This is a genomic window from Pseudomonas azotoformans, from assembly GCF_900103345.1.
Taxonomy (GTDB): domain Bacteria; phylum Pseudomonadota; class Gammaproteobacteria; order Pseudomonadales; family Pseudomonadaceae; genus Aquipseudomonas; species Aquipseudomonas azotoformans.
In genome coordinates, this window is sequence record NZ_LT629702.1 from 3,796,410 (window position 1) to 3,820,460 (window position 24,051).

The following is a 24,051-nucleotide window of genomic DNA, read 5'->3' on the forward strand; positions in this document are numbered from 1 at the left end:
ACATTGAGCGACCGCCATTGGTCAATTGATACTGATCACGAGCGGCCGTCACCGACCGCTCAGAGAGAACTCTCGTCCCTTGACCCACAGCTCATACATGCCATCTACCAAATCCTTGGCTATTGCCTGCTGTTTTACCGGATCACGTAGAGTCACCAAATCAGCGCGAGGCAGCGTGACTAAGTCGATGTTGATTTCCGGGTAGCACCAAAACATCTCGGTACTCTTACCGGATGAACCCGGTATGGAGGCGCTGAGCTTGCGTAAGCTCTTGCGCTCAGATGGTTTGGCTTCCTCTGGCAAGCCGTAGCCAAAGTAGAACCGGTGATTGAGCTCAATGTAGACGAACCCTGTCATAGCCCCAAGATCAAAGTACAGCCCATATTCACGATTGCCCCGAGACTTGCTGTAGTAGTTGCGTATGGCATCACGATTGGCGGTGTCTTCTGGCTTAGGCATGTCAGGGTAGGTCGCATCACGGTACATGCGTATACGACCCCAAATCTGATCCTGCAGATCAATGAGTGCCTCCTTATAAGCCTGCTCAATATCGGCCACCAGCAGCAGGTTGTCTCCTTCCATTACCTTCTTTTTCAATTCACTCATGTAGATTCCTCCCTGGTCCGTAGATGTAAGTTTCTTCAGCAGTTCAATGTACTGAAACACGCTTTCGCGCAAGCCAGCATCTCGTGCCACCAGAGGCACGCAGCGCTCGAGCCAGTTGATAATGTCCGTTTCGTAGCTGATCAGGTCTACCTTGAGGCCTTTGGTGCTTTGCTCAGATGGCTCTGAACCATCGAGCGTCAGGTAGAGATTGGTAATAAACGTGTAACCCTGCCTTTTTATCAATTGGTCGTAACGGTATATCTGCTCATCTTCGTCGTGATGGTAGATCTTGTTTTCGATGATGATGGCTTGGCTTTTGGCATTACGGACGAATATATCGATGCCCTTAAATTCGGCCTGAACGCTGGCGGTCTCTAAGTCGAAGTCCTTGATATGGAGGACTTCGAGCAAGGTCTTGAGCAAAGCAGTACCACAACCATGCGAAGCTTTCGGGTTCAGCAGGAAGGCCAGAAAGCGGGAGTGCAAATAAACCTCATCGCTGTTGGTGCGTAGCACTGAAAACAGGTTGAAGCCGGGATCGCGGTGATAGGTGGCACGCAACACGGCAGCAGCATGGAACAAATCACTCATCTTGAATACTTTCCGTGATAGTCAAATTGGATGTTTAAGTCGCCCCGCGCTTCGTATACACGACTCACAGCTCTTGGCCGTTTGATGACCTTCAGCAAGGGGCAGCAATCGGCCATAAGCGGTAAATCACGACAAGCAGTCAACCTAATAGCTTACGTCCAACATCAATATCATCCCTGGAGGGCGGATTTAGGGAGAGCTCGTAATGGGGGATACTTTGCAAAGATAATGCATCCAATTTACAGCACAAACTTGGATGGGTTATTGAACGAAGTGAATGGCCAGGATCCGGGGGGAGGTATCCCTCCCCCCATCAGCCTAGGAAACAAATCTGTCTAAAAGACCACTAGCAATAAATGCTAGCGCCCAAAGACTGACTTCCACCTGTACCGCTTTTGTCTGCAACTTGAACATGGCAAAAGCCCTGCGAAGTGCTGACAGCGCTGCCAACTTTTAAGGGTTGGTTATTTATAAAGCGCCTTGCCGGGCGCTTGCTTTTGGCTTACCGCGAATGGCCGCAAGCATCGGCTCCAGTGTTGGAGGTATCCGATCGGCACAGCCGGGAACGGGCTCGGACACAGTCACCTTAAGCGGCCTGACGGGGTCGCAGTCAGAGGAGTCACCCCCCTAAGACGTCCTGGCTTAGCGAGGATCGCCCTTCTTCAATCCTACCCCAGGAAGTTGAGCTCAAGCGCAAAATATTAAAATTTCATAAGAAAAATATGAAAACGCATGTAGCACTCTTTCGCTGAAATACCTCGAGAAAGAAGTGGACAGATTTATTTCTCCTGCTCTGAGCTTCCATTTCTGGCCGTTTTTGCCTGCCACCAACGACCGTTTATGGTCAAGGCGTATATACAAATCTTGCGGTTCTCAGTCGTTTCCTGCCTTAACGGTCAAATCATTAAAACCGCATATTCGATTCGAAAAAATCTCAACCACACATCACTGCTTTGACATCTCACCATGGAGCTTCGAACCATGTCATTGCAATGCCCTCGCTGTCATTCCCCCAAAGTCGCTTCTTTCCATCATGCAATGAAAATCGGCGCAGCCATTGGCACCCTGGGCGGCGCTGCTCGCGGCGCCAGCGCTGCACTTGCTGGCTGCCAGGTAGGGGCGCTAATCGGCGCTGTTGCTGGCCCTGCCGGCATCACCCTCGGCTCGGTATCAGGCGCAATCCTCGGTGGCCTGGCCGGCAGTGTCGGTGGCTGTGCACTCGGTGCTCAACTGGGTGACTCGCTAGATCGTCACGTACTCGCCCACAACCTCTGCTTGCTCTGTGACCACCGCTTCAACCTACCGGCCTAAACCATTTCACCTCACTCATTAACCACGTCCGAAAAGTGCTGCGCGATGCGCAGCATTTATGCCGGCTTGCACCCTAAGGAATCGTCAAAATGGCTCACCAAATCGAACACATGGCTTACATCGGCACGACTCCTTGGCATGGCCTCGGCAGTCGTCTCACCGAAAAACAACCGCTGGAAGTCTGGCAACGTGAAGCTGGGATGGATTGGAAGATTCAGGAAAGCCCGGTTCATTTCAAAGCGGACGCTATCGGCCATATGGGCAGCATCCACTCCTTCCCAGAGCAGAAGGTACTATTTCGTTCTGACACCAAAGCCCCACTGTCCGTCGTGTCACAGCGCTACCAAGTGGTCCAGCCCCGTGAGGTATTGGAATTTTACCGAGATCTGACCGAACGCTCAGGCTATGAGCTGGAAACTGCTGGCGTTCTGAAAGGTGGTCGCAAGCTCTGGGCGCTGGCACGCACTGGGCAATCTACCGCGCTCAAAGGCAACGACGTGGTGAATGGCTACTTGCTGCTGGCCACCTCCTGCGACGGCACGCTCGCCACCACCGCAACGCCGACCACCATTCGCGTGGTCTGCAACAACACACTGACGATTGCCATCAATGGCGCCAGCCAAGCGATCAAGGTGCCACACAGTACGCGCTTCGATCCTCGCACCGTCAAACAACAACTGGGCTTCACCGTCTCGCAATGGGACGACTTCATGTACCGCATGCGCACACTCGCCGCCCGCCCCGTAAAAGACCATGAGGCAAAGGCGTATCTGCACAGTGTGTTATGTGAAGTACAGACCGATAAGCCTGAGCACACAAGTCTCTCGAATGAGCGCGCCTTAAACAAAGTTCTCAGCATGTATGAAGGACATGGCCGAGGCGCCGAGTTGGAATCCGCCAAGGGCACCGCCTGGGGTTTGCTCAACTCAGTCACAGAGTATGTCGATCACGAGCGACGGGCGCGCAGCAATGAGTACCGCATGGACGCGGCCTGGTTTGGTCAAGGTGCTGTCATCAAACAACGCGCACTCGACACTGCTCTTCGATTGGTAGCCTGACGCTGCTCTCCACCACTGCTGCTTGAGCACTCTCCGCTCAAGCAGTTTTATGCCCTGAGGAAATCACGATGAATGTAATTCGCTTTATCGGCTTAATTTTTCTATTTTTCGGAATACTGGCCAGCTGTGTCTTGGCAGTTTTTCTTGTGATCATACTGGCGCGATTTTGGCCATTGCTGATCGCTGTGGTGCTCTCATGCCTGATATTTGAAGTCATCGCCAGGACGGCCGGGACAAGGCGCCTACAAAATTAGTTTGAGGGCTCAGCGAAAAGCAACTCATCCAGCCGACTCATCAGCTCCACGCGCCTGGGCGAATCAAGCTTATGAAACTTAGCCAGCAACTCCGCCTCATCATCCTCAACGGCATAAAAAAATGCTGCCGGTAGGTTGAGCACCTTGCTCAAACGCTCGACAAAGTCAGGAGCTGGAACCCGCTTTCCCAGCTCATAGCGATTCATGCGAGTACTCGCAGACATCTCATCCAGACCTGCATCCAAACCTAACCGCTCCTGCGATAAGCCTGCCTGCACGCGGGCCTGCTTTATGCGCTTTCCCAAGACTGACATGCACACAATCCGTTTACCAAAGCGGCATCGTGATTGCTTGTCTTTCGCTCGATACTACCGTTTTGGTAGTATTTGGATGAGCTTCGCAGCTAGCGAGTCTCTGAGACGAGGTAAATCCCTCGAATATGCATCCAGACTTCGCTGATTTTTAACTTTGCAAGGAAGGCCCCATGAAACGCTCAACGCTTGCCCTACTCCCTTTTTTGATGATTCTTGGCAGCGCGGTAAAAGCTCAAGACGATGTAGCAGCGTGCTCTCTAATTCGGATAGATCAGTATTATGGTCTCAGAGAGTGGGATTGCCGCGTTCCAAACACTCCAGTCCGAATTAGCAACATCTACACGGATAAGGAAGGTCAGAAACGTGTAGAGAGCATCAGCAGCCAGCAAAATGCTATGTGTGATGACCAGGGAGTTTGTTCAAATTCGGGAAACTTTGCGGGAAATTCACCAGCGGGAAGTTATCACTACACTTTCGGTTGGTATCTGGGTACGGACACTCAAGGTAATCCAGTGTCGTATAGGAGTGGAACAGGGCCGGGATTTGGCGGAAAACACTTTGCAGCTGCTGAGGAATCTAAAGATATTAAATCAGTTAAGACTCTTCCCGATGTAATTTGCATGCCGACTGCGAGCTTTAACTGCTCAATTGATGGCACAGAAATAGAAGATAAAGATCTGCCTAAATATCTTCCGACATTAGAAGAACAAGACGTCAAAAACGCTGGCGGAAGCTGCCAAAGCATCCCGCTGTGTTACGACAAAAGCATGATTCTTCTGGGACTAAATAAAAAATATTTCAACTAGCCCAGTTTAAAAAAACCAAAACCATACTCAGCGCATAATAACGGCTGCCAAGCAGACGTTATTATGCGCTGAGTGATTTTTTTCTTAATATGATGCCGTCTTTATCGCTAAGGGTAGTTTAAAAGTAGTCATGGACTTCTTGCTGACCTCGGACACAGCTGTTTTTGAAAGTGGCGAGTCGACCAAACCGCTCAGATCCTTCACTGATTTCTTTTTAGCCGCAGCAATCACATCGCGGCTGCTATTTTCCCCATTACAAGCGCACTGCTCTATAAATGCTTGCGAGCCATCCAAGGATTGGACAACGCAAACACAGTCACCCTCTACCCCATGTAATTGACCAGGCCGCGGAAGCGCATCTCCACAATACTGAACTTGCGCTGGATCACCCGAAACAGGGGCTCGACCGCTGCTTTACCACGTCTTGGCTTTTCATGTGTACCTGAATTTGTACAGAACGCCGCGTTTGCCATGTTTCGGGTATGCGCTACAACGAACGGCAATCTGCCATATGACCTGGAGATCTTCATGCTTGGAGGCGTTTCTCCAGGCCAGCATGGGCATTCATACAGAGACATCATTGATTGCCTTTCTTCACCTGATGCATTTCCGAGTCGCGTTTGCCACACCTGGTACTTGGCCGAACCCGGTGCATGAGTCATGCGTGACATCGAAACTACTGATCCAGCGCAGGCACAGGCCGCAATCACCCAAAAAAGGTATTAATCATGCCCAGAACTCCTACCACCCATTCGTGCTTTCCCAGCAGGCGATGAAGTTGAGGATAGCGACTTCATCGGAAATGCTCTCCAGACTCAGACCACTCCAGCTGATCATTCGACATGGCCATTCAAAAATGCGAAACATACTCACGCATCAGTCAGCACCTTGCCAAATCGCCAAATACGGAACAGTTCGGCCAATCAGCACAATGGCATTGTTTTGGAAAACGAAGCCCGCGAATGATGGCTATAGCAGATATCGTGCTCGATCTTTACAAAGGTTCCAGCTAGAATACCTCCCGCTAGGAGGACCTATCCCAATGATTGATGCAGTTGACCTTTTCTGTGGCGCTGGTGGCCTTACCGCTGGTATGCGCAATACCGGCATTACCGTGCATGCAGGGTACGACATCGAAGGCCAATGTGCGTACGCTTATCAGGAGAATAACCAAGCCGCCTTTGTCAAAAAGGACGTGCAGGAAGTGACAGCAGAAGAGTTGCTTACCTGGTATCGCCCGGACCGCTACAGGCTTCTAGCTGGCTGCGCGCCTTGCCAACCGTTCTCAACCTACAACCAAGGTAGAGACACCCGTAACGATCGCAAGTGGCCGCTGCTCTATCACTTCAGCCGCCTCATCAAGGAAACTGAACCTCACTTGGTAACCATGGAAAACGTTCCTGACGTCACCAAGCATGAGGTCTACCACGACTTCGTACAAAGTCTAAGGGACCAGGGATACGAGATCTGGGACGGACGAGTGGCTTGCGTCGAATATGGCTTGCCACAGCAGCGACGCCGCCATGTTCTGCTCGCCTCTAAACTGGGAATGCCCATAAGCATCATCCCTCCCACGCATCTGAACACCCCGGTCAATGTCGAGGACGTAATCGGCGCACTGCCTCGCCTAGCGGCCGGAGAATGCGACCCGAACGATCCACTTCACCGGGCAGCAACACTTACCCCGATCAACATGCGACGCATCATTCACTCCAGGCCGGGCGGAACCTGGAAAGATTGGCCGCCAGAGCTAGTCGCCGAATGCCATCGCAAAGCGAGCGGCAAAACGTATCCGAGCGTATACGGACGTATGCGCGCAGATCGCCCAAGCCCGACAATGACCACACTCTGCTACGGCTTCGGGAACGGCCGTTTCGGTCACCCTGATCAGGCTCGCGCTCTATCACTGCGCGAAGCAGCGATCCTACAGTCCTTTCCAAGAAACTACGTGTTCATGGAGCCAGAGCGGATCACCTTCAAAGCCGTCGGCCGCATGATCGGCAACGCTGTTCCGGTACGATTGGGAGAAGTGATCGGAGAAAGCCTGATGCAACACATCAGGGACTATGAAGCGATTCGCCAAGCGGAAGATCGAATTCAAGCCTGAGGCGAGCCTCCAACGCCTCAAGACTCTTCGTTTCACACTCCCACATCACCAGTACACGCCAGCCCAGTTCTCGCAACTGAGCGTCCTTCCGCGCATCACGCTCTACATTCGCTTCGAACTTTGGTAGCCAGTAAGCGACCAGTGAACACACCTACCGATCTCCCAAATTAAGGGCGATGGTGTCCGCCTATTTTTAAGCGGACGCGATAGCCCTTAAATGCGCCAACGAAGCTCTTACCCCAAGTCGTTCAAAGCCCAGGTTGTCCAGGAATGCCTGCAACCCGGCGCCTCCATTTCCAGCGTTGCCATCAGTCACGGCATCAATGCCAACGTGATCCGTAAGTGGCTGCCACTTTACCGAGATCAACCACCCGCAACCCTGCCAGCGTTTGTTCCGGTAAAGGTCGCCCCGACAAGGCAGGCCGAGTCATCGGTGATCATCGAGCTGCCAGTTGGCGAGCAAACCATCACGGTGAAATGGCCGTCTTCCGATCCCGAAGGATGTGTCCGTTTTGTCCGTGGACTTGCTTCGTGATCCGCATCGACGCAATTTGGCTGGCCACCGAACCGATGGATATGCGCTCCGGCACCGAGAAAGCCCTCGCACGAGTCGTGTCTGTCTTCGGTGCGGCGCAGCCGCACTGCGCTTATCTCTTTGCCAATCGCCGGGGCAACCGCATGAAGGTGTTGGTGCACGACGGCTTGGGCGTTTGGCTGGCTGCACGCCGTCTACATCAGGGAAAATTCTCCTGGCCGAGTGATCGGCATGGCGACCAAATGGAGCTGAATTCTGAGCAGCTCCAGGCACTGGTGGTCGGTCTTCCCTGGCAACGGCTTGGGTCTGACGGAGCCATCCGTAACCATTAAGAGACATGGATGACATACATCGATCAGCAGATCGGGCAGAGTCATCGCCATGATTCCTACTACTCCTCTCGATCAGCTCGACACCGAACAACTGCGCAGCCTTGCTGAGCAGTTGCTCAAGCACGTTGAGCATCTGGATACGCGGCTGGCGAGCCTCGATAAAGAGGTGCTTCATCAGAAGACCCGTAACCAGCAACTCATTCACGAAATAGCTCAGCTCAAACGCCACCGTTTTGCCAAACGTTCCGAGTCGTTCAGTCCTGATCAAGCCAGCTTGCTCGACGACCTGATTGAGACCGACCTAGCGGCCATCGAAGCAGAGCTTGAAATCCTGGCGCCAAAGCCAGCGCCATCAGCAACCCGCCAACACCCCAAGCGTACCGCTTTGCCTGCGGAGTTTCCTCGTACGCTGATTCATCACGAGCCGGGAGACACTCAGTGCCAATGCGGCTGCGCCCTCAAGCGCATCGGCGAAGACGTCAGCGAAAAGCTCGACTACACGCCAGGCGTGTTTAGCGTTGAACGGCATATTCGTGGCAAATGGGTCTGTGACAACTGCGAAACCTTGATTCAAGAGCCGGTGCCGGCGCAGGTCATCGACAAAGGCATCCCAACTGCCGGGCTACTGGCCCAAGTAATGATTGCGAAATACGCCGATCATTTGCCGCTGTACCGCCAAGAACAAATCTTCGGGCGGGCTGGTCTCGCAATTCCTCGATCAACACTGGCCAACTGGGTCGGCGCTTGTGGTGTGCAATTGCAGCCGCTGGTCGATGCGCTGCGCGAAGTTGTGCTTGAGCACAACGTAGTGCACGTCGATGAAACGCCGGTGCAGATGCTCGCACCGGGCGAGAAGAAGACCCATCGTGCTTATGTTTGGGGCTATGCCACGACGGCGTTCGCTGAGATCAGCGCGGTGGTGTACGACTTCAGCCCCGGTCGCTCGGGCGAATATGCCCGCACCTTTCTGGGCGACTGGAAAGGCAAGTTGGTCTGTGACGATTACGGTGGTTACAAAGCCAGTTTTGCGCTTGGCGTCACCGAAATCGGCTGCATGACCCACGCCCGCCGCAAGTTCTATGACCTGCATATCACCAATAAAAGCGTGCTGGCCGAGCAAGCGTTGCGGTACATCGCGGCTTTATATGAAGTTGAACGCGAAGTTCGCGATTTGGAACCGGACGCTCGACGACGAATACGTCAGGAAAAAGCAGCGCCCCTGATGGACGCGTTTCATGCCTGGATGATCGCCCAGCGCGAGCTAGTGCATGAAGGTTTGGGGATTACCAAAGCCTTGGATTACAGCCTAAAACGTTGGGCTGCGTTGAGCCGTTACCTGGACGACGGCACGGTGCCGATAGACAACAACCATATCGAGCAGCAAGTTCGACCTTGGGCTCTTGGAAGAAAAAACTGGCTGTTCGCCGGTTCCCTACGCAGCGGTCAACGTGCGGCGGCGTTGATGAGTTTGATCCAGTCGGCCAAGCTCAACGGCCACGATGCGTATGCTTATTTGAAGGACGTTCTTACTCGCCTGCCGACGCAGCGGGCGAGTGAGATTGGGGAGTTGTTGCCGCATCGTTGGCAACCGGCTTAGCTGCGCAAGACGGGATGCCCGGACGCTTACGGTAGCCAATACTCTTGTCTACTTTTAGGAGTAGTCGCGTAGCGGCAGTCGGGATGGCGGTGCCAGAAACACCCATGCACGAAAACCACTGTTCGGAATTTCGGCAGGACTATGTCCGGCGAACCAGGAAGATCTCGGCGATGCAGACAAAACCTGAGCCCTAAAGCATGCAGTGCTTGGCGAACGACAATTTCTGGCGCTGTATGAGAGCGTTTCACCGCTCGCATGATGTCACTTCGCGACATGCACCTCCCCTCCCAAAAGAACGTCACGCAACAGATACAATTACCCCAGTTACCGCCAACGCCTCCAGATGCCGATGAAGCTGATCGGGCAATGGAGCCCCAGAAATCAAGACTCCGGCCTCCATATTCTGATCCATTGCGTACCCAGTGAGGTTGGCACTAGTTATGAAACAGTGCCTGCCATCGGCTACCGCGACCTTCGCATGCACGCTGCCATTCGAGAAGGCTGCGCTCTTGTCTTTCCAGATGTAAAACCGCGCACTAGGAACGACTTTGCGCAGGTTATCGATGGGATCAATGCTGACTTTGCCACCGCTGCCTGTCGAAAGCTCCATCAGGAAGTTGATCGTCACACCGCGCTCCTCCGCTGACCTCAGAGCCTTGGTGATCGACTCAATGTCGTAAACAACGTAACTCGTTATGAACAACCGTTTCTTTGCAGTATTGATTACCTGGATCAGAGCCTGCTCGGTTCGACGAGCCGGAACAATGCCCGTAGTCGGGCCAGTCCATACCAAATCGACTACCTGCTTTGCCTCCGCCAGACGATAAGCATGGTCAGCTGCCAACAGCATGGCTGCCAAGGTTTCACCGGTGACAGGGTTAGACTTCCATGCCGCGACCATAGCCTTGAATGAGTTACCTGCGTTGGCAGACAACACAGAAATATTACTCAATTTCCCCGCACTCTCAGCACCAATGAGCCTGACCGCTGCCGCCAAAGCGGCGGTGCGGTCAGGAGAAACAATAGCCACTAACGCCGACACTGCCTCCAGCAGAGTTTTCATCTCAAACGTCCTTGAAGAATGCGGCCTTGTCGTTCTCAAACGTGGGAACGACCATCGCACGGTCGAGATAGCGGTTACCGCGCTCGCAAGAGGTCTCAGCGACGAATGAACATGCATGACAAGCAGCCGCATGCAGACTTCGATCCTTCTGCGGGTCATGCTCGGCGCAGAGCGGATCAGACGAACATATGCGAGAGCGACGCAACGCCTGCACAAGCAACCGCTCAAGATTCTCCGGCTTACCTAGCTCGACCAAACCACCGAGGGTTCCATCGGAGTCGGCAGCCGCTGTGTAAATAATAAAGCCCGCCTGGCAGCCCTCTGCAGTCACGTCCGCATAAATGCGCTCGCGGATGCTAGCCGCGTTGTATCCGCACTCCAACGCCAGCTCACGAATCAACATATGCGCCAAGGTATGAAGCAACACATAGCGAGCGCCTGGATATCCATCTTCAGGAGGACTTAAATGCCGAGAGTTCCGCCAACCCTTATGACCGCCACGTAAGCGATCATCAATGCTTTTGACGTCTTCAAGCTGCTCCCACTCAGCAATAGCCTGCTCATCGAACTGTATGAAAATACCTTCGCCATGTACCTGGTTCGCAGGAACCCAATCGGGATTACCCCGTGACAGCGGAGCCTTAGTTGGACCGATTGCCAGGTCAGTTGAATCGTCAGGAGCCTCCACCCGTGTAAAGCCGAGCAGCGCATTAACCTCACGCAAACGCTTCAATAACAGCACCCTTGAGATCTTGTTCTTGAAACGCGCAGGAACATTGACTATTTCTGAGGTGAAATGTGGATAGTCATTCACTGGTGACGGATCAATCAGCACACGCCACTCAGGCCCCTTGATGTCCGACTCAGTGACATTTGTATCACCACCACAACGACGCTCTTCGATTGCAGCCCAGATCAACTCGGCGGAATATTGGTCAATCCCCGGTAAGGCACCGGTTTTTTTTAACATTTTTACTGTCAGTGGCACTTCTTCTACGCCATCAAGATCGTGGAAGAAATCCCAACCATCGTCGATAAGTTGACCCAGCGAGTCTTTAGCCTGTGGAATGGCCAACGCAGAAATGGAGATAGGAAACCAACTATTAGTCGCACCAAGCAAAACTACTCGCGGCTCCGCATCACAACCAGGTTCAAAATGATCCAGATGGGGGTGCCGACCACGGCAACCAGGTAGATTTTCTTTCCCCAACTGCCCGAAAGCATGAGCCATATTACGGGCCACGTCGCAGGACCTACACTTCACCCAAAGGTTCTCAGTTTGCAGCGAAGCACCACTCTCATAGAACGCTAAATCACCCTTCCCTGAGGCAGTTTCAGGGCATGTTGAGCCATGATGAACAAACCAATTCCACGGAAAGTCATCCAGATGCCCATTCTTGCATGCCAGTAGGAAACGTGCGGGTACAGCATCAGCATCCTTCGCAGGCTGTTCCCTTGTTGAACCCGTACAGTCTTTATGAACAAAGCGAGTCGCTTCCGGCCGGTAACGATTCTCCTTCAGAGCGAACAACTCACTTTCATAAGGCGAAAGCATCCCGCATTTCACGCAACGCAACCAACGAGGAAAAGGCCGTACCGGAACCCCTACATTGGCTTCAGCCGAGAACGGATCAACTGTGTCGTTAATTGAAAACGGAGGCATTCGTAATGACTCAACCTGCGAGCCAAGTTTTTTTTGTACGGCAGCCAGCAGCCGGCTTTCTACCACTGGCCGACACCGATCCTTCTCCCAAAAACTTATCCCCATCGTTACGACCGATAGGTTTGGCAAATCAATCAGCGCACCTGGACCATAGGTCCAGAGCAGTTGGCTCGGCCGGACTGAACCAACGGGAGTTTTTTCGTTAGCCATTTTCATTCGTCCTTATCTGCCGCTGCAGGGCGAGCCGTCCATTGATTGTCGTCATTTATACGCGCTGAGTTCATTACTAAACGCACACCTGGCTCGACCTCTCGCATCGACATTGGCACTGTCCAGTTGTTCCAAGTTTGCGGACCAGGCGCGTTAATCAATGCGGCGGTTCTATCCTTGTTGGGCCCTCTTTTCTCGTAAGCTAAGAGACGGTTACCCTGCATCACTTCCTTCACCCACTCATCCGCACGTTGCTTGAGCATACTTCCAGCGAGCTTCTGCGCCGGCTCTTCCGCAACGTTATCGGCTCGAGCTTCGAGCACATTCATGGCATCCAACATTTCAGGCTGGTTCGGCTGCTTGAGACTCTCCGCACCAGTGTTCGCAGCAAAATCCGCATGTTTTGCCCGCAGTAACGACAGCATCGCGCCAGTCAAGCCTCGATCCATCGCTCGCGGAGAGAATGGAGTGACCGACTGAGCCTCGACATGCTTGTAAAAGGTGGCGTGATAGTGCTCAAAGGTCTCGTAATGGGAGAGGTCGCGAGGCCTTGCCCAAGTCAGGACGGTGCAGACCAGACCTGGCGACTGTCGCCCTACCCGGCTAGTCGCTTGAATGTATTCCGCGGTACCTTTTGGCTGACCATTGACTGCCATGATTCCCAGACGACTCACATCAACCCCAACCGACAACATATTGGTCGCCAACACAACGTCAATAGCACGAGAGTCCCCTTCAACCCAGCGGGTCACGTGCTTGAGCTTTTCAGGATCCCATTCAGACTTGAACATTACCTCAAGCTGATCTAGATACTTAGGGATGTCTTGGTTGGATACTCGCGAGGTCAACTCACGAATATTCATGACACTGCGCTGAGCCAAACCAGGACGCTGGACCATACTCATTTGCACGCGATAAGCACGAGTCTGCACATCGTCTTCAGCCAAACGCTTCATCCCCCCCAACTCCCGCAGTGAATTGAAGTACCCCACCATGGTCATGTATGGATCAGCGACCTTACCAAAGCGGTCGAATAACGCCTGCGCGCCAGTCAATGCCGCGGTGTAGACCCGAATTAACATCGCCGGACGCGAACTACCAGGCGAGCAAATCCCCAAATAACGTCGCCCCGGCTTCTGTTCAATCGGCCGCTGTACCGAGAAGAAGTTGTCCTCAACATCCAAACCGTGCGGCGGGAATACTGCCACCTGACGCATGAACACGTTGTTGACCTGCTGCTGCGCCTTGCGCACGGTAGCAGTGGACGCAATTACCTTGGGACGAATTGAGCTATCACCCAACCGCCAACTACAGAGCTCATCAACGACGCTTTCATAGAGCCCCACCATGGTTCCCAGAGGACCACTGATTAAATGAAACTCGTCCTGAATGATCAGGTCTGGCGGTCGAATTGGAATGATTGCTTTGACGGACGCAGCCGGCTTGCCCGCAGCAGCCCTATGCCCGGTATTACATTCAGAGCCAGGCCAAAGTAGGCCGTGCCGGGAGCACTCCTGCGACACGTTACCAAATAGATTTCGCACCTTCCCGCGCCAGGCCATCATCGCGAACTTGTCGACCGTGGCGATCATCATGGTTGGTGGACGGTGGTACATCTCATCATCTACCACCATCACGGGCAAACCAGGGTGGTCTTGATTGCTTGAGCGACCACGCGAAAAATCACATTTACTCAACTTGTCGCCGCAGTAGATCGACGTCCTACCTGCAACTTTGTCGACAACAATATCCTGGCCGGCAGCAATCTCTGAGCCGCACCAAGGGCAGACTGTCAGCTGCGCGGGCGAAGTCATACCAGCGGTGTTTTTCTCTGGATTACGAACGGCTTGGATAAACGCATGACTTTGTTCTGTGGTACCTGGCGTCACGTTGTTTCCAACCCACAGGCCAATAGTGAAAGCATTCTCACCCAAAGACTTGTCGCCAGACGCCAGGGCCTCGCGCCGGATATGCTCCATTGCGCAGATCAATGCGGTGGCCCGTTGAAACTGTTGCAATGTCAGAAGACGCAATGTGTAGCGCATTATGACCGCTAGGCCACGTGATGAATCATAGCCACCCAAGTTTCCTTGTGAGCGACGAATCGCCATGGTGAACGCCGCTACACCCAAATACGCCTCAGTCTTGCCGCCCCCCGTGGGAAACCAAATCAGATCAGCGTAAGCCTGCAATGGTTGAGTGCGATCCGTATGAGCTGGATTGGCCAGCGCCGGAACAGACAGCAACAAGAAAGCCAACTGAAAAGGTCGCCAGGTACGGTTATCCGGTATATCGAAATCCGCCACATCTACGACTTGCTTCCGTCGCCGTGCTAGAGCATAAGCACTGCGCACACGCTGAATGGCCATCGCTCGATTTGCGAAGCGAAACGCAGCCAACGCTTTGTCATCGACAGCCAGCAGTTCGACGCCTGCGCATAGCCGTGCTTGAATTAATTCGCAACGCTCAAGTGCTTCGTTGGCCTGCTGGTCGTATCCAAGCACTGCGCTGCCGATCCGACCATGCTGGTCCTCAATCCAGGCGGCATAGTCTCGCGTCAACACGCCGAGTGCCGCGATGAGTGCATCCTTATCAAGGTCTGCCAGAGTCTGCATATCCAGCAAGCCTTCGGCAGTCATTTTGCGCATCGCGGCTCGATCTTGCGGGTTAGAGCCTGGCGTTTCAGTGACAGCAACTTCGTATTGCGGCATAACTACTGTACGTAGCTCGAGCGCCCTAGTTGGAGCGCTGCCAGTTGTTGCATGCACGGCAACACCATGGCCTACAGCAAACTCGACGCGATCGCGGTAAATCATTTCCAGCGCCAAACGCTCACGCAGATCCTCATCATCCTCGGCGCTGGCATCGGCATCAAGTGCTGGGCGGCGGCGGAAAACTTCTGTTACTTCGCTGCCAGTTTTCGCTCGCACAACGATTTCCGGCTGAAATACCCACGCGGTATCGCGATTCTCCTCTGGCTCCACTTGCCCATTAACCAGAAACAAAGTGACCAAACGATCTCCTTTGTCATTGGGCGATCTGACCGTCCCCTGGATCCGCACCTCTGGGCTGCTAGCATCGGGCGCAATTGGTGAAATAATCCCTGGCATCATCTCGAGCGAAAAAACCCCTCCGGATGGTGCTCGCTTCCATACCTTGGCCTTTAAGAGTTTGTCCTTTATTAGCTTGGTATAATTGTGGTCGTCGTTGGGCACACGCTCATATCGCCCCCAACTCACCACTACTTCAAGGCTTTCAATGTTGCCATCGACACAAAAGGTGAAGCCCAAACTGGAGGGCGCGAGCGATTGATTAGATGCGGCATCTACCTCTTCCTCCGCATCGGAGTCGACGCCGCCAGAGACTGATGGAGATTCAATTTTCTTGTCTTGTACTTTTGGCTTTAGATCGCCAGGATCATCACCTTCACCTTCTTCAATTACAACCCAACCATCGCCACGATCCGCAAGTGCCATCGGCGCCAGCTTGCCAACTAGATAACGATCTCGCACGCCCATATCGACGATGAACTCTTCTGGGCCACCAGCAGGCCCAAGCAAATCATCCATGATGGCGAACTGCAGTAATTCGCGTACGTAGGCTACATTTTTGATCAAGGGAACATCGGCAACCGTCAGCCCAAGCGCCTTGGGCAGAGATTCAGCGAACTCGGTCCATTGCACGCGAGAAATACGACCATTTGGCGAAGCAAGCCCCGTTCTTGCAAGCGGTACAGGCAATTCAACAACTAATACTTTGTCGAAGAATAGCGTAGTGCTCTCGCTGTTGGAGCGCAGGCGCATGACACGCCCCACACGAGTAATGTCGTCAGAGGCGTTCAGGATCAACAGCCAGTCATCTGCAGCTATTGCTTGATAGAGCGTACGCTCCCCTTTCAGAACTAGTGTGTAGGGTGCCAGAGTGGGGTCAGAGGCAAGGCTATGATCAACTGCGACCCATGCATTCAGGGCTTTTTGTTGGGCGGCTTCAGCCATTTTTTTCCTCCTTGTCGTTTTCGCTTTTTAATAAGCGCTTTAACATCGCTGAAATCGTCATCGCTGCATTTGCACAGTTCACAAGCGTCGATTGACTGGCAAGTCGCCGAAGTCGAACGAGGGTTGCGGTGTGTTTTCTATGGTTGCGCGAATCCGTGATGCGCGCGGCTTAGAGCTGACAGGCTTGTTGCCGTGAAACCCTTGAGCGACTTCTTCTTCGAAGCGTAAGCGATTTAACTCTGAAAGACGGCGTAGTACCTCGATGCGTGCTTGTTCGCTGATAGTGAAGCGCACACGGTCGCTTTCGGGAAGGTATGGAACCTCATGAAAACCATGCTCAAGATTTAACTCTTGCCACTCGTACGCGCGAGCCAAACATCTATCAACTTCTTTATGAAGCTCGCGTAACTTATTAATTTCCATTCCTTGATCCAAAGGATTATTGAAACGACTGTAAAGTTTAGTCAGACCAATATTCTCTGAGCGCATAATCTCGGAACGAGTGGAGTTGTATAACTTCCCGACAGATTCAAGCTCAGACCGAAAAAGCGTCGGAAGTGGAAACGTCTCAAATGAATCTGACGTAGAGTAATTCATGTCGACACGCATAGTTGAACTTGTCTTACGGGCCCAGACCTGATGTATAGTGGACGAGAGAATCGCAAAGAGCGTCTCGTCACCACGTGCGAAAACTCCTAATTTATGCGCGAAAATCTGATTATTCGGGATTAGAGCAAATTTCAGATGATTCTGAACCAAGCTGCAAGCCAGCACTTTCTCCGTGACGGGCATGTCTGGTCGCCAGGCTTTGGGGTGCTGCTCGAAATTGCAGCCACGCCCAATCGCATGATATAGCGCCTTCGCATCTCGCCCAAAAAGCCACCATTTCTTCTTACGGCCCTCTGCACTTGGATTGCCTCCCAAGCGATCTCGTTCCGGCTTTACCAAATTAAGGACGCGCTCAAACGGAAGCTTGTATTCGCATGCTTTCTGTTCTGGCCAATCCCAGAATTTGATCACCCAACGATTTGTTTTCTGTTCAGGATTGGAGTTGACATCTTCGCCATTTATATATGGAAAAATCACTTCTACGTTTTTGGCGTCGACATCAATCATTTTCTGAGCTTCTTCTGCCGTCAGCACGAACCCTTTACCTAATACATTCGAACCTTGAAACGCGATATTTTCGTTGGCCTTGAGTCGCTTTGGGCTCCACTCCTGCTGATCAGATAAAAATGCGGAAATGTATGGAACCGGACGACCGGACAACGTTATTTCGCCTAGCCACGCTCGCTTGCACACATGCACTCGACTAGTGACAACAGATGCCACACCTGGCCACGGCTCATTTGGATAAGCACTGTGAATTATGGCACCCGCACGAACCATAGCCTCTAGCCCTACCTGACGCGTATCGCCCTCTGCAATTGTGTTTACCGCCAGCAAACCGAAGCAGCCACCTGGCTGTAAAAGGCTCCAGGTTCGCAGGAAAAAATAGGTTACTAAATCAGCGGAACCTCGGCGTCCTTCGGCTAGATGATTGACCAACCAATCGCGAAAAACAGTGCCTACAACACCAGTGATTCGTTGTCCTCCCAAGAAAGGCGGATTGCCGACAATACCGTCAAACCCGCTCCGTTTATTCTTGAATACTTCTGGGAATTCCAGGGGCCAATGGAAGGGTTTTCGTGCTGACCTACCTGAAGGCGTATCAGTTGCGAGTGCAGAAACAGCACTTTGAACTATTGATGTGATTGCGTTTCGATCACCATCGACGGCCCGTCCCGCGTTGATGGCCAGTGAAGCAATCGAGTTCTCTAAGACGGAGCCGTTACCACCGGACGCAAACACCTCGCCAATAAATGCATCCGCAATGCATTCAGACACTTCGAGTTTCCGACGCGCATCGGCTTCCAGCCGTGCCATCACCTCCACGTCGTGGATATCCCGGATTGGCATTTCGCGCAACCGCTGACGCAATTCGATCGCCTCAAGCACCGCCCGCTCAATATTCTGCCCAAATAGGCGCAGCTGACCCTTGCCTGCGGGGTTCATCGACAGCTCGGTTAATTGTTCAAGCGTGTGGATGCCCAACAGGCTGTCACCACAGCGCAAATTATGATCAAGGAAGCCAAAGGGGCGATCCTTCGCCAAGGTCACCAGCCATATAGACAGCTTGGCGAGTTCAACTGCCAAGGGGTTCAAATCGACCCCATATAGGCAACGCTCGGCGATGAGGCGGCGTGCAATCACTATGCGCGTCTCGCCATCGCGAGGTAGAAGCTCCTTGTCTGCTCCGGCGTCCAGGACCTCGCCATCCACGCTCACGGTTTTGCCAAAGACTTCAACCTGTGACCATGACTCAACTAGGCGATCAGATAGCCAACGACAGACTTGTACGAGGAAGGCGCCCGAACCCATTGCTGGATCGCAAATCTTGAGGTCTAGCAGTTCGGAAGGGGATTTTAGTGCCCAATGCTCACGTGGTACTCCCTCGGCCGGACCGACATAAGCCACAGGCGTGAGGGTATCGGTGACGATCGCTTCGGTCAGCGACTTCGGGGTGTAGTGGGTACCGGTTTCGCGTCGCCCGGACCCAGTGGTGACGATGAATGCATCTTTTGCATAAACCAACGGGTAACCCCAAGGGTCGGTTCGCAAAAGATTAGCAATTGGCAAGAGCTGATCTCGAAGCACCTCGTCGCCATGGCAGGCAGTAAGCAGATGATTGGATAGCGCAGCATCCACAACACGGGCCAGCTCTTTGCGGATCGCACTTTCACTACGCTTTAGCGCATCAGCACGAGCCAGCTCTCGAACGAATGCGTCTTCGCCGCGTTGTCGCAAACTCTTCAAATCATCCCAATTATAAATCGTTTTTTTTGCGCCTTTGCCACTGACCAGCTCTACCGTCACTGCATCTGTGCGTTTAACCGTGCGCTCAAGCAAACCTTCATAGACGTAACCAATCTGCTCTACGTCGAGTGCGCGATAAGATAGGGTGCGACCCTGGTATTGTTGAATTGCTTCTAGCAATAACAACACGGTGCGATTGTCTATCGGTAAGGGGCGGGCATCATCCGTTCGCCAATCTGAACCTATTGAGCGGCCTTCAAGAAAGGGGAAGCGATCCGGATCGAACAAGGAGCCGCCCAGCGCCGGCAAACGTAAAGCCTCATGTTGAATGCCGCCATAAACGGCGCGGAATGTCGCCAACAAGCGCGCCCAAGCGTCATGCCGACGCTCCAGCACTTCATCCGACTCTTTGCGTAGCTGCATGCGCAAGGTAGAGATGGCGTAGTTAGTCTCATAAGACTCTTCGCCCATCAGCAATAGCCCGCGTTCTTCAGCAGATAACAAGAAGACCAGTCGCATCATGATGGTCAGGCCAGCTTCGTACAGCTGGGTAGGCGTCACTTCCTGCAGCAACGTACGAGAGCTATTCAGGTCTTCCTTGTCGAACGACTGAATAAGCACTTCGACAGCACGGCGTACCTGCTCACCCAACGCATCAGTAACCTCTTCTTGGTGTTGCAGAGACTCATCGAAGAGTGCAGGTAGCTGCTCGCTGGTATCCACAAAAAAACGGCGAAGACCTAGTAGCGTGAGAAATGCCTGGAGGGTTAATGGCTCTTGCCCCCACAAACGTGCGTACCAACTGGCGTAGGTCACTACTGAGCCAATAGGCGCATCAATTAACAGCCAACGCTCACCGTTTGTGATCAAACCCATTCGGCAGCCAGAAGAGCGGCATAATTGCACCATCTGATCGGCAGGAGTCGCTACCCAACCCTGGTGACTGACAGCTGCATCCAAATCGATATCCGCAGGGTAAGTCTGGATCAGGAGCAGTACTTTCTGACCGTCGACCAGTGCGTAATCCGGGATTAACGTGACGCCATATTCTGGCAGCAAGATGTGCAAACCGGCCGATATTGCATCACCTTGCTTTAGTAACTCACCCGAATCTATCTCATCGTAGTCAAGACCACGCGCAAGCACTTCCCGAATCCAGGCACGGTGCAACTCTTCGAACTGCGGGTCGTCATTGTCACGCGCCTCGCACCATTCATCATAGGCTTGACGCAGGTACTTACGTACGCGCCCATCCACAGTCTCAAGACCTTGTGGAAAGGCTTTCGTTAATACAGGTACAGCGAGGAACGGACCAGAAATCTCTATTAGCGACAGCCATTCGTCGTGGTTATTATCCAGGCTCATACACGGCCTCCCTGTGCGAACGATGCGGGAACGATAAAGATGACAGCAACGGGAAAGGTACGATCCTGCGGCACGTTATAGCGCGCTTCAATAGCGCTAATTTCTTGCTCTCGCTCAGCTGGAATGCGTGCCAGGCGCGCCTCCAACGCCGAGTTATCACGACGCAGCTGAGTGCGTTCATCTTCACTGAACAAAGCCAATTGTTCGGGTTTCTCTGCCTTACGTAGCTCCGCACCAATCGCTCGCTCTAACTCACTCAATACGGCGCTAATATCTTTCAGTTCTGAGTTTTTTCGGAGTTGTAGCGTATTACCCAGAGATTCGAGGCGGTTGCGCGACCGTGCTTTAAGAGTTTGCTGAATAGACTCTTCGACGGCGCCGAACCGTGCTCTCAGGGTGTCGAACGCAAATGCGTCCAACCGGGACGATTGTCCCTCATCTAGCAAAGCTTGCAGGCGCGTGACGCCTTCCTCGCGCTTGAAACTTTGCTCACGAAGGTATCCACCGGCCACAGTAAGCTCTTCATGCAGGCGATGGTGGTTACCACCGGTGATGACCAATCGCGAAACGACCACTACGGCAGGTGTATCAAGGCGGTCGTCGGGTAGAACACGAACGGTTACTCGACTGAGTTTTTTGTTATCTTCGTGCGCCCAGACCTCTGCACGCAACAAACGCAGGCACATCTGCACCAGGCGATGATTAAGATGAACCAGTACTAGATCATCGCGTCCCTTCGCGACTTCATGGTCAAAGGTCACAGGCCGAATCTTGCCCGTGAATGGATGCTCTAACCCCTCTCGGCAACGCTCCCAAGCGCCACCCAGCGGTGGCAACTCGAATACCGTTCCTGACTCCAAACCTGTCAGTAGCAACGGCTTAAGTGCGGGCTTATCCGCCAATGCCAAAGCTGTATTGACTGCCATCAAAATGTGTTCTGGAGAAAGATGCAAGCCTTCCTTCGTCTCGATAAGGCGCTCATGTAGCTTGGCCACTCGGGATTGAATTTCTTTATCCGTACGAACAAAACGACGGGCCCGCTCAATTTTTGCTTCCGCTATCCGAGTGTCGAGATCACGCAAAGTACCCTCAATCAGCCCCGACATTTGCGGTGCGATAACCGGGTTAACACTGCCCATATCTGCACGCATTGAGTCAAGCTTGCGCAGTGCGCGCAGGATGTCGTCTTTATGCCCACCGACAGCTTCGCCATCTTCTTTGGCATCAACCGGGTGCCAAATAAGTACTTCTTTTGCACGCTGGCCGTGACGATCAATACGACCGTTACGCTGCTCCATGACGTTAGGGTTGTATGGGATTTCGAGATGGATGAGATAGTTGCAGTGGTTCTGCAGGTCGATACCTTCGGAAGCCGCATCGGTCGCCAACAAGATGCGCACTGGCGAGACTTCTGGATCTGCTTGAAAAGCTGCTTTGACCATCTCTCGATCGTCGTAATCCATTCCACCATGCAAAGTCATTAGACGGTCGCCGCCCAAGTCATGGGTGGCCAGAATTCGCTGCAACCAATCTAGCGTAGTACGATATTCGGTGAAGAGAATGACGCGTTTATCGTTCCAGTCACCATTCGATTTTAGATAGCTGTCGATCCAGGTGAGAACGGCTTTTGCCTTCGAATCGGTCTGGTGCATTGCCTGTTGCGACCACTCACGCATCTCGTCCAACAAAACACGCTCTAGGTCGTTTAAAGGGCGAGAATTACGTGTTGCCTCCTCCACAGCCTCTTGCTGCGCCATCTCGACATCAGCGTCGTTGGCGTAATCTTCTTCAGCACGCTGAATGGCCTTGAGCAAGATGCGATCAGACAACCCGCTGCGATCCTTGCGAACTGCGCCGCTTTCCAATGTGGCGATATGTTTTGCCAAGGTTGTAGCAAATGCGGCCGGTGACGAGAACAGTCGCTTTTTCAGCAACTGATTGATGAAGGATACGCCCGTCACACCACCTAACTCAGCGCCTGCAACTTCTCGACTGGCACAGAAAGCTTGTAGTTTGTGATGGATTTCACGCTCTTTTACGGTGTATTCGACGCCCAGAACCTCAAGTTTGCGTGGCGCGTAGATCAGTTGCCCAGTTTTGTCGGTAATTTCACTTTTCAGCCGGCGAATCATCACCTGAGCGAGCTGTTTCTCATCCGGCATGATGTTGCGGGCGAAACGCTGGTCATCAAGCAGCTCAAGCAGCGAGGTGAAAGACTCGGTGTAACCGTTGTGGGGCGTCGCAGTCAGAAATAGATGATGCTGAAAGTGTGGCGCGATGGTGCGAATCAAACGGGTTCGCTGACTCTCAAGCGCATATTGGGCACCGGCAGCCGGCGCTACATTGTGAGCTTCATCCACAACCAATAGGTCGAATTTGCGGGGATAATTAACATGTGCCGGCAAAATATCGTGAAATGCCCGCAATCCTTCGCCAGCTTTAGCCCAGTCCATGGAGGTGATCAGGCGCGGGAACGAGTTCCACGGATTGGCATGAATCCCACGCTCGCGGCGCATCTCTCTGATATAGGTACTATCAACGATCTTGAACTCAAGCCCAAACTTCTCCGCCATTTCAAGGCGCCACTTCTCCTGGAGTGACGCTGGGCAAACTATCAGTACGGTGCGAGCCCGATGGCGCAGTAGCATTTCCTGAATGACCAAACCAGCCTCAATGGTTTTCCCCAAGCCCACGTCATCAGCGATTAGCAAATTCACCCGTGCCATATCGATGGCGCGTACGAGCGGATCCAGCTGGAAGTCTTCCAGAGTTACACCACTGCGAAAAGGAGCTTGAAGAAATCCACGATCTGCATTGGTGGCTGCCCCCCAGCGGACAGCGTCAAGAAAAGCCTCAAGCGTGTCAGATTCATCCTGTCCTGTGATCGCAGGAAGACCGGCACGCTCAATTACATGTGCACCTGGTTCAATTTCCCAGATGACTTGAAGCTCTTCGCCCAAAGCGTCTTCATCTATAGATGCTAGAGTGACTGCATGCTGCTGTACGGCGCCTAGCTTAGACGCATCCACCTCGGCCACAACCCATTGTCGGCGTCGAACCTCAACGAGCTGGCCCGGTTCAGGGACATTGCGGTAGCAACCATCCTCCGCTGCTGCAGTCATTTAACACTCCTCAATGAACTCAATTCGTACAACTTACGTTTGCGTAAAACTCTAAACCTTGAACCATGCGAGAACCGGCGATGCCGGGCAGCTGGCCCCGGATGATCAGGTCTGCCCCAACTGATTGAGGGTTTGTAGTAGCGTTATAACGGCAGGTCTTCTGCTTCGTGACTCTCACCATGCGTAAAAAACTCTCAAGCAGGCAACCAGACGCCTTGAATATCTGACGAAAAATGACGGAATTAAGCCTTCAGAATGCCATTTCC

Annotated in this window: 14 protein-coding genes and 1 pseudogene; 7 read left to right on the forward strand and 8 right to left on the reverse strand. The window is 53.0% G+C overall.

The genetic code is table 11. The annotated features are described in order from the left end of the window. Nucleotides 1-48: 48 nt before the first annotated feature. Complete coding sequence (locus BLR69_RS17120; RefSeq protein ID WP_071493579.1) at nt 49-1,197, reverse strand: PDDEXK-like family protein; 1,149 nt, start codon at nt 1,195-1,197, stop codon at nt 49-51. A gap of 981 nt (nt 1,198-2,178) precedes the next feature. Here BLR69_RS17120 and BLR69_RS17125 point away from each other — a divergent pair. Beyond that, a complete protein-coding gene (locus BLR69_RS17125) occupies nt 2,179-2,508 on the forward strand; it encodes a hypothetical protein (protein WP_076955292.1) in 330 nt (109 codons plus the stop codon). 89 nt (nt 2,509-2,597) lie between these two features. Next, complete coding sequence (locus BLR69_RS17130; RefSeq protein WP_071493580.1) at nt 2,598-3,566, forward strand: DUF932 domain-containing protein; 969 nt, start codon at nt 2,598-2,600, stop codon at nt 3,564-3,566. A gap of 250 nt (nt 3,567-3,816) precedes the next feature. On the opposite strand, the gene BLR69_RS17140 is transcribed toward BLR69_RS17130, so the two are convergent. Next, the gene (locus BLR69_RS17140; protein ID WP_071493582.1) at nt 3,817-4,134 is read right to left on the reverse strand and encodes a helix-turn-helix domain-containing protein; all 318 of its coding nucleotides are present in this window, start codon (nt 4,132-4,134) and stop codon (nt 3,817-3,819) included. A 170-nt stretch (nt 4,135-4,304) separates the two neighbouring features. Here BLR69_RS17140 and BLR69_RS30795 point away from each other — a divergent pair, with 170 nt between their 5' ends. The 5 genes from BLR69_RS30795 (at nt 4,305) to tnpC (ending at nt 9,511) form a co-directional block, all read left to right on the forward strand. Beyond that, nucleotides 4,305-4,940 carry a hypothetical protein gene (locus BLR69_RS30795; protein WP_134434995.1) on the forward strand — a complete coding sequence of 212 codons (636 nt, stop codon included), beginning with the start codon at nt 4,305-4,307 and terminating at the stop codon, nt 4,938-4,940. A 1,042-nt stretch (nt 4,941-5,982) separates the two neighbouring features. Then, on the forward strand, nt 5,983-7,047 hold the full coding sequence (locus BLR69_RS17150; RefSeq protein ID WP_071493584.1) for a DNA cytosine methyltransferase: 1,065 nt from the start codon (nt 5,983-5,985) through the stop codon (nt 7,045-7,047). A gap of 217 nt (nt 7,048-7,264) precedes the next feature. Then, nucleotides 7,265-7,582, forward strand: coding sequence for an IS66-like element accessory protein TnpA (gene tnpA, locus BLR69_RS17160; protein ID WP_076955293.1), 318 nt, complete (start codon nt 7,265-7,267; stop codon nt 7,580-7,582). Next, nucleotides 7,579-7,914 carry an IS66 family insertion sequence element accessory protein TnpB gene (gene tnpB / locus BLR69_RS17165; RefSeq protein WP_071493585.1) on the forward strand — a complete coding sequence of 112 codons (336 nt, stop codon included), beginning with the start codon at nt 7,579-7,581 and terminating at the stop codon, nt 7,912-7,914. Before tnpA ends, tnpB begins: the two co-directional genes overlap by 4 nt. Before the next feature lie 49 nt (nt 7,915-7,963). Beyond that, nucleotides 7,964-9,511 carry an IS66 family transposase gene (gene tnpC / locus BLR69_RS17170; RefSeq protein WP_071493586.1) on the forward strand — a complete coding sequence of 516 codons (1,548 nt, stop codon included), beginning with the start codon at nt 7,964-7,966 and terminating at the stop codon, nt 9,509-9,511. Between the two features lie 29 nt (nt 9,512-9,540). Here tnpC and BLR69_RS17175 read toward each other — a convergent pair. The 6 genes and pseudogenes from BLR69_RS17175 to drmD form a co-directional block, all read right to left on the reverse strand. Next, nucleotides 9,541-9,786, reverse strand: a pseudogene (locus BLR69_RS17175) (very short patch repair endonuclease); the annotation flags it as partial. Between the two features lie 23 nt (nt 9,787-9,809). Beyond that, nucleotides 9,810-10,574, reverse strand: a complete 765-nt coding sequence (gene drmC, locus BLR69_RS17180) for a DISARM system phospholipase D-like protein DrmC (RefSeq protein ID WP_071493587.1) — start codon at nt 10,572-10,574, stop codon at nt 9,810-9,812. 1 nt (nt 10,575) lies between these two features. Then, nucleotides 10,576-12,447 (reverse strand): DUF1998 domain-containing protein, encoded by a 1,872-nt coding sequence (drmB, locus tag BLR69_RS17185; protein WP_071493588.1) that lies wholly within the window; start codon nt 12,445-12,447, stop codon nt 10,576-10,578. 2 nt (nt 12,448-12,449) lie between these two features. Then, complete coding sequence (drmA, locus tag BLR69_RS17190; RefSeq protein ID WP_071493589.1) at nt 12,450-16,442, reverse strand: DISARM system helicase DrmA; 3,993 nt, start codon at nt 16,440-16,442, stop codon at nt 12,450-12,452. A 78-nt stretch (nt 16,443-16,520) separates the two neighbouring features. Further along, on the reverse strand, nt 16,521-20,663 hold the full coding sequence (locus BLR69_RS17195; RefSeq protein WP_071493590.1) for an Eco57I restriction-modification methylase domain-containing protein: 4,143 nt from the start codon (nt 20,661-20,663) through the stop codon (nt 16,521-16,523). After that, a complete protein-coding gene (gene drmD / locus BLR69_RS17200) occupies nt 20,660-23,785 on the reverse strand; it encodes a DISARM system SNF2-like helicase DrmD (RefSeq protein ID WP_071493591.1) in 3,126 nt (1,041 codons plus the stop codon). The genes BLR69_RS17195 and drmD overlap by 4 nt, the downstream gene beginning before the upstream one ends. Between the last annotated feature and the right edge of the window lie 266 nt (nt 23,786-24,051).